This window comes from Prevotella sp. HMSC077E09 (genome assembly GCF_001814685.1).
Classification (GTDB): Bacteria; Bacteroidota; Bacteroidia; order Bacteroidales; family Bacteroidaceae; genus Prevotella; species Prevotella oris.
This window is the reverse complement of record NZ_KV817556.1, coordinates 1-441: the sequence shown is the minus strand read 5'-3', so window position 1 is coordinate 441 and position 441 is coordinate 1. Positions and strand designations below refer to the sequence as shown.

Below are 441 nucleotides of genomic sequence, written 5' to 3'. Positions count from 1 at the left end.
CGGCCTTGGAAACCTCCCGGGCCGTCTTGTATTTCGCTAACTTTCTGATAATTCCAAGATTGGTACTTCTCTCCACCATGGTTAATGCCGATGAGTTTCCCGGGCCGATGATCAGATCCATCTCCCAGTCTCCGAACCGCTTTCCGTCAGCACAGGCAGGACGTTCGTCTATGCTTTTCCGATTCCCAGAGAGTGACTTTTGGTCTCTTTTAAGCCAGTGGTTCCTGTATTTGAAATGGAAACGACAGTACCTATAGATGTCTCCACCGGCATTACGGTCCCGCCAGATGTACTTGTATATGGTCGTGTGAGACACACACTTCCTTCCAAGTGCCTTCATGCGCCCGCATATCTGCTGTGCAGACCAGCCCTTCCTCAGATATTTACTGATGTTCCGCCACATCTCTGGAGTCATCTTGCGAGGTCTCTGATAGCGTCGCT

At 50.6% G+C, this 441-nt stretch carries 1 protein-coding gene; it reads right to left on the bottom strand.

Features of this window, described 5'->3' with window-relative positions; translation table 11 throughout:
- Nucleotides 1–441: IS30 family transposase (locus HMPREF2983_RS06380; protein WP_141757635.1), on the bottom strand; the 441-nt coding region annotated here is incomplete at both ends.